A 6,543-nucleotide genomic window follows, 5' to 3' on the forward strand; every position below is an offset into this window, starting at 1 on the left:
GTGTTAAGTACTTCTTTTTGTAGCGCCGCGTCAGTTCAGGTAAGGGGACCAGGACGGTTCTCTGACTTCGCCTTGTGCGGTAGGAAGCGGGAGCCTTACGCGTCCATTAATGGACACGAGCATCAAGACTCCCCGGCCCTGCTGGCGGGTGGCGTAGATTACCATGGTGCCGTTGGGCGCAACAGTAGCTGACTCATCAAGGTTGGTATCTGTGAGGATTTTTACCGTTCCACGCTGCAAATCCTGGGCCGCAACCCGGAAATTAGTGAAACCATCCTGACGGTGAATCATCACCAACGTCTTTTCATCAGCCGAAAGCTTAGGATTGGCGTTGTAGTTACCGATAAAGGTCACGCGTTCCGCCCCCCCGCCGCCAACGCTGGTCTTGTAGATCTGTGGCTTGCCGCCGCGGTCCGAGGTGAAGTAGATGGTCGAACCATCCTTGCCCCAGAACGGTTCGGTGTTGATACCAGGACCGCTGGTCACGCGGCTGATCTGGCGCGAAGCCATGTTCATCACGTAGATGTCCGGGTTGCCGTCCTTGGACAGTACGAATGCCAGGCGCGAACCATCCGGCGACCAGGCCGGTGCACCGTTGAGGCCTTCGAAGTTGGTGATCTGCTCACGACGGCCAGTATCGATGTGCTGGACGAAGATACGCGGACGCTTCTGTTCGAAAGACACGTAGGCAATACGCTTGCCGTCCGGCGCGAAGCGCGGCGACAGGATTGGCTCACGGGACTGCAGCAAGGTCACTGCCCGCGCACCATCGTAGTCCGAACGCTGCAGGGTGTAGCGAGTGTTGTCTACGGAGAAACGCTCGGCCGTTACATAAAGCAGGCGTGTCGAGAACGCGCCCTTGATACCGGTGAGCTTTTCAAACGACTGGTCCGAGATGTAGTGGGCCATGTCGCGCAGTTGTTCGGCGGTACCCGATACGCTGCCGGTCAGGACCTGCTGCTCGGTGGCCACGTTGAACAAGGTGTACTGGATCTGCAGACGACCGCCGGCCGGCGTGATGCTGCCGACCATCAGGTACTGCGCGCCCACCGCTTTCCAATCACGGAAGATGACTTCGCTGGCCTGGGTCGGCTGGCTGATCATGTTGCCTTTCGGAATCGGGGCGTAGTAACCGGAGTTGCGCAGGTCGTCGCTGACGATCTGGGCCATGTCGTCCGGCAGCACGCTGCCGCCCTGCCAGCCAAACGGCACTACCGCGATCGGGGTAGCCCGATCGCTGCCGCTGGTGACCAGGATGTTCTTTTCATCCGCCGCCGCTATCCCTGCCATACAGCAAATAACGACAAGCATTCCTCGAAGAAGGTTTCTCACAAGGCTAGATCCTCAGGTGTGAATGTCATCTTGAATGAACGATAGGGAGCGAAGTCGCTTGGTTTCATTCCCTGCATCTCGGTCAACCGGCCAATATTCTTGACCGCGGCAACCGCCGAACTGTCGAACGAACCGTCACCACTGGACTTGGCCACGCTGACCGAAGTCACCGTACCGTCCGGCAACATGCCGATCTGCAGCACTACTGTCATGCCTTTGCGTGCCGAAGGTGGACGTGTCCAGCCTTCTGCTGCCCGCGCCCGAATCAGGTCGTCGAAACTGCCCGCGACTTCATCGCCACGTTCATCGGCCAAGGCTTGCTGACGCTGCGGCGTGTCGGAGAGCAAATCTGCCAAGGCCTGGGCCTTTTTCTCTTCGGCGGATTTACGCGCTGCTTCCTGGGCCTTTTTCTTGCTTGCATCGGCGGCAGCTTTCTTCTTCGCGTCGTCGGCGATTTTCTTCTTCGCCTCGTCTGCTTCAGCTTTTTTCTTGGCGTCTTCGGCGGCTTTCTTCTTCGCGTCTTCGACTATTTTCTTCTTGGCGTCTTCAGCGGCCTTTTTCTTGGCCTCTTCTTCGGCAGCCTTCTTGGCTTCTTCTTCAGATTTCTTCTTGGCTATATCAGCCAATTGTTTCTCTTCAGCTTTTTTAGCTTCGGCAGCTTTCTCGGCTTTCTTGGCTTCATCAGCCTTTTTCGCCTCGTCGGCCTTCTTGGCTTCGTCAGCCTTTTTCGATTCCTCGGCCTTTTGAGCCGCCTCTTCTTTCTTTTGTTCCGCAGCAGCCTTCACCGCTTCCTGCTCGACCTTCTTCTGTTCCATCTGTTCGACTTCAGTCTGGCGCGCAGCCGACTTCTGGGCCTCACCCGCAATCTTCTGATTGGTCTGGGTGGTGGCCTGGCTTTTCGATTTCAGCTGATACAGGGTCGCCTGCACGATCGGCTTGGCTGGCGGCAGGTCCGGGGTCATGGCAAAGCTGACGAACAGCATGCCAAAGACCAGGACGTGCAGGGCAATTGCCCAGACGCTAGGCCAGAAGAAGCTTTCCGAGGCGGACGGCTCTCGCTGTTGGTGCATCAGGGCGCCTCGGTAATCAAGCCAACGTTACCGACGCCGGCCTTCTGCAGCCCGCCCATGGCGCCCATGACGGAACCGTAGTCGACCGACTTGTCGCCGCGGATGAACACCTGGGTGTGCTTGCCGCCTTCGTTGCCGGAGCGAATGATCTTGGTCACCGCATCGGTCATCGCCGGCAGGGTCAAGGCCTTGTCCTGCTGTTTCTGCGTGTCGACTTCGCTGCCAAGGTTCCAGTAATAGGTCTTGTCAGCCTTGATCGAAATGGTCAGGACCTGAGTGTTGTTGTCCTGCGGCAAGGCTTCACTGGAAACCTTGGGCAGATCAACCTTCACGCCCTGGTTGAGCATCGGCGCGGTCACCATGAAGATCACCAGCAGCACCAGCATCACGTCGATGTAGGGCACTACGTTCATCTCGGCGACCGGCTTGCGCTTTTTGCGAGCTCGAGCGATTAAAGCCATTGGGAATTACCTGCTTATTCTTCGCTGGTGTGCACTTTACGGTGCAGGATCGCCTGGAATTCATCGGCGAAGGTGTAGTAACGGCCGATCAACGTTTCGCTGGTGGCAGCAAAGCGGTTGTAGGCAATTACTGCGGGGATAGCGGCGAACAGGCCGATCGCGGTGGCGATCAGGGCTTCGGCAATACCCGGGGCCACGGTGGCCAGGGTCGCTTGCTGGGCCTGGGCCAGGCCGCGGAACGAGTTCATGATCCCCCACACGGTACCGAACAGGCCGATGTACGGGCTGACGGAACCGACGGTAGCGAGGAACGGCAGGCTCTGCTCCAGTTTCTCCTCTTCACGGGAAATGGCGACGCGCATGGCACGGGCCACGCCTTCCATGACCGCTTCCGGATCAACACCGGGCTGCTGGCGCAGGCGCGAGAATTCCTTGAAGCCGGCGCGGAAGATCTGCTCGACGCCCGAGTCCGGGTCCGGGTTGCTGCCGGCCTGGCGGTACAGCTTGGACAGGTCGATACCCGACCAGAAGCGCTCTTCAAAGCTCTCCAGGGCACGTCGACCGGCGCGCAGCAGGTTGCTGCGCTGAAAAATCATGACCCAAGAGGTAACCGATGCGGCTACCAGGGTCAGCATCACCAGTTGAACCACGACACTGGCATTGCTGACCAGGCTCCACATGGAGGAATGGTCGACGACGGTAGGTTCCACGCTAAATCTCCTGCTTTGATTGTTTACCCGCGCCGCTCACGGCGGCAAAGGCCGCACGTAGAGTTTCGGGAATGGCCCGAGGTTTCAAACTGTTGGTGCGCACACACGCCACCAGGAACTGCCCCTCACAGAGCAGCGTTGCATCCGTTGCCCGCCTGACCTGCTGCTTGAAACGCAGGCTGGCACGGTTCAATTCGATTACTTCAGCGCTGACCAGCAACTCGTCGTCCAGTCGCGCCGGTGCGTGGTAGCGCGCCTCGCTGGAATGCACGACGAATAACAGGTCCTCCCCTGCCAGCTGGGATTGGGCAAAGCCCAGCTCCCGTAGCCGCTCGGTACGAGCCCGCTCCATGAACTTGAGATAATTGACGTAATACACGATGCCGCCGGCATCGGTGTCCTCGTAATAAACGCGACAGCGATGTGCGAACGACTGATCCCCGTTTTGCGCGCGCATACTCTAGTGCTTACTCCTCAGGTTGCCAATCCGCTGGGGCAACTGTTTTTTCATTCTCGAAAAACATATCCAGTGACTGAATGACGACGCCAGCCACTAGGACAGCACAAACATCGAATAAATCGACTGGCGTGAAGCTTTTAATCGTCCACTGCATCAAGGAATTCGTCTACCACGGGCATCTCACCCAATCGTGACGGAATGTTTAACCCGAAGTGCAGATAGGCATGGCGCGTCACCACCCGCCCCCTTGGCGTGCGCATGATATAGCCCTGCTGGATCAGGTACGGCTCCAGCACATCCTCGATGGTATGGCGCTCTTCACTGATGGCCGCCGCCAGGCTGTCGACACCTACCGGACCGCCATCGAACTTCTCGATCATGGTCAAGAGCAGGCGTCGATCCTGATGATCGAAGCCGTGCTCGTCCACATCCAGCAGGTTCAGGGCCAGGTCCGCCACGGCCTTGGTGATGTGCCCCTTGGCCCGGACTTCGGCAAAGTCACGCACGCGACGCAGCAGGCGGTTGGCAATCCGTGGCGTGCCCCGGGCCCGACGGGCAATTTCGAACGCGCCCTCCGGGTCCAGGGGCAAGCCGAGAATACTGGCCGAACGGCTGACGATGGTCGCCAGATCGGCGGTGCTGTAGAACTCAAGACGTTGAACAATGCCGAAACGGTCTCGCAGCGGGTTGGTCAACATGCCCGCGCGCGTGGTCGCGCCCACCAGCGTAAACGGTGGCAGGTCGAGCTTGATCGAGCGCGCCGCCGGGCCTTCGCCGATCATGATGTCGAGCTGGAAATCTTCCATCGCCGGGTACAGGACTTCCTCGACGATTGGCGAGAGCCGGTGGATTTCGTCAATAAACAGCACATCGTGCGGTTCGAGGTTGGTGAGCAAGGCAGCCAAATCACCTGGCCGCTCCAGCACCGGGCCGGAGGTGGACTTGATCGACACACCCATTTCCTGGGCAATGATGTTGGCCAGGGTGGTTTTACCCAGCCCCGGCGGGCCGAAGATCAAGGTATGGTCCAAGGACTCACTGCGCCCGCGCGCGGCCTGAATAAACAACTCCATCTGCTCGCGCACGGTGGGCTGGCCGATGTAGTCGGCAAGGCTAAGGGGGCGGATGGCGCGGTCCTGGACTTCTTCACGATCACGAGGTCCGGTGGCCGCGATCAGACGATCAGCTTCAATCACTTAAATCATTCCCTTCAGGGCTCGGCGGATCATGTCTTCGCTGCTCAGGTTCTTGTCCTTGATGGCCGAGACGGCCTTGCTGGCCTCCTGGGGTTTGTAGCCCAGGGAGATCAGCGCACTGACGGCGTCGCTTTCAGCACTCGCGACCTGGCCCGCCGGCATGTCCGGCTGGTTCGGCACCAGGGCGAACATGCTCGGCACCACCTCCCAGGCCTTGAAGCGGTCCTTGAGTTCTACCAGCAGGCGCTCGGCGGTTTTCTTGCCCACGCCCGGTACCTTGGTCAGCGCGGAGGTGTCCTGGGCCGACACGGCACGTACCAGCTCATCCACTTCCAGGCTCGACATCAACGCCAGGGCCAATTTAGGCCCCACGCCATTGAGGCGAATCAACTCGCGGAAGAAGTCGCGGTCACGCTTGCCAATGAAACCATAGAGTAGTTGCGCATCTTCGCGCACCACCAGATGGGTATGCAGCGTTATGGGTTCACCGACCGACGGCAGGCGGTACAGGGTGGTCATGGGCACTTCCAGCTCATACCCCAGCCCGTTTACATCCAGAATCAGGTGCGGCGGCTGTTTCTCAGCCAGGGTGCCGCGCAAGCGTCCAATCACGGTTCAGATCCTTAAAGCTTGGGGTCAGAGCGAGGCCTGACCGGAAATAACGATTGCGCTGATGCTATCAGAGACGCAGGCGCCCGCCACGACTGCGTGCCGTGCCCAGGCCGTGAGGCAGCAGGCTGGAGCGCGTGTGTGCATGGCAAATGGCAATGGCCAGGGCGTCGGAGGCATCGATCTGCGGCTTTGAGGTGAGCTTGAGCATGTGCATGACCATCATCTGCACCTGCTCTTTATTGGCCGCGCCGGTGCCGACCACGGACTGCTTGACCTGGGTCGCGGTGTACTCGGCGATCTCCATGCCCTCCTCGGCGCCGGCGACGATGGCGGCGCCACGAGCCTGGCCGAGCTTCAACGCCGAATCTGCGTTTTTTGCCATGAACACCTTTTCGATGCCCATGGTCACCGGTCCGTAGGTCTGGATCACTTCACGCACGCCGCGATAGACGATCTGCAGGCGCTCAGCCAACTCGCCTGCGCCGGTACGGATACAGCCCGAAGCGACGTAGACGCAGCCGCGCGGGGTGTGTTGCACCACACCAAAACCGGTGATGCGCGAACCGGGGTCGATACCTAGGATTAAAGTCATAACGCCTGCAGGTCGGATAAACACATTTTTTGATACACCGTAGTTCTAATGTGGGAGGGGGCTTGCTCCCGATGGCGATCGTCCAGTTAGACATAGGCTGACTGATACAC

At 59.4% G+C, this 6,543-nt stretch carries 8 protein-coding genes; all 8 read right to left on the reverse strand.

The features are described 5' to 3' along the window. Positions 1-30: 30 nt before the first annotated feature. The 8 genes from tolB to ruvC all read right to left on the reverse strand — a co-directional run bounded on the left by tolB (position 31) and on the right by ruvC (position 6,433). Complete coding sequence (tolB, locus tag J1N02_RS07235; RefSeq protein WP_043293513.1) at positions 31-1,311, reverse strand: Tol-Pal system beta propeller repeat protein TolB; 1,281 nt, start codon at positions 1,309-1,311, stop codon at positions 31-33. Positions 1,312-1,328: 17 nt separating this feature from the next. After that, positions 1,329-2,402 carry a cell envelope integrity protein TolA gene (gene tolA, locus J1N02_RS07240; RefSeq protein WP_027605542.1) on the reverse strand — a complete coding sequence of 358 codons (1,074 nt, stop codon included), beginning with the start codon at positions 2,400-2,402 and terminating at the stop codon, positions 1,329-1,331. After that, positions 2,402-2,854, reverse strand: a complete 453-nt coding sequence (tolR, locus tag J1N02_RS07245) for a protein TolR (protein ID WP_161793227.1) — start codon at positions 2,852-2,854, stop codon at positions 2,402-2,404. The genes tolA and tolR overlap by 1 nt, the downstream gene beginning before the upstream one ends. A 23-nt stretch (positions 2,855-2,877) precedes the next feature. Further along, complete coding sequence (gene tolQ / locus J1N02_RS07250) at positions 2,878-3,573, reverse strand: protein TolQ (RefSeq protein ID WP_015885609.1); 696 nt, start codon at positions 3,571-3,573, stop codon at positions 2,878-2,880. Between the two features lies 1 nt (position 3,574). After that, a complete protein-coding gene (gene ybgC / locus J1N02_RS07255) occupies positions 3,575-4,030 on the reverse strand; it encodes a tol-pal system-associated acyl-CoA thioesterase (RefSeq protein WP_032890914.1) in 456 nt (151 codons plus the stop codon). A gap of 140 nt (positions 4,031-4,170) precedes the next feature. Further along, on the reverse strand, positions 4,171-5,229 hold the full coding sequence (gene ruvB / locus J1N02_RS07260; RefSeq protein ID WP_003175801.1) for a Holliday junction branch migration DNA helicase RuvB: 1,059 nt from the start codon (positions 5,227-5,229) through the stop codon (positions 4,171-4,173). Beyond that, positions 5,230-5,841, reverse strand: coding sequence for a Holliday junction branch migration protein RuvA (gene ruvA, locus J1N02_RS07265; RefSeq protein WP_003175802.1), 612 nt, complete (start codon positions 5,839-5,841; stop codon positions 5,230-5,232). Between the two features lie 67 nt (positions 5,842-5,908). Further along, positions 5,909-6,433: a crossover junction endodeoxyribonuclease RuvC gene (ruvC, locus tag J1N02_RS07270; protein ID WP_027605540.1), complete on the reverse strand. Its 525-nt coding sequence runs from the start codon at positions 6,431-6,433 to the stop codon at positions 5,909-5,911. Positions 6,434-6,543: the final 110 nt, after the last annotated feature.

The organism is Pseudomonas sp. NFX5 (genome assembly GCF_049132125.1).
In the GTDB taxonomy this organism is placed as follows: Bacteria; Pseudomonadota; Gammaproteobacteria; order Pseudomonadales; family Pseudomonadaceae; genus Aquipseudomonas; species Aquipseudomonas marginalis.

Excerpts from the sequence above, each read along its gene's own strand:
- tolB (WP_043293513.1), bottom strand. The coding sequence starts at position 1,311 with ATGCTTGTCGTTATTTGCTGTATGGCAGGGATAGCGGCGGCGGATGAA.
- tolA (WP_027605542.1), bottom strand. The coding sequence starts at position 2,402 with ATGCACCAACAGCGAGAGCCGTCCGCCTCGGAAAGCTTCTTCTGGCCT.
- ybgC (WP_032890914.1), bottom strand. The coding sequence starts at position 4,030 with ATGCGCGCGCAAAACGGGGATCAGTCGTTCGCACATCGCTGTCGCGTT.
- ruvC (WP_027605540.1), bottom strand. The coding sequence starts at position 6,433 with ATGACTTTAATCCTAGGTATCGACCCCGGTTCGCGCATCACCGGTTTT.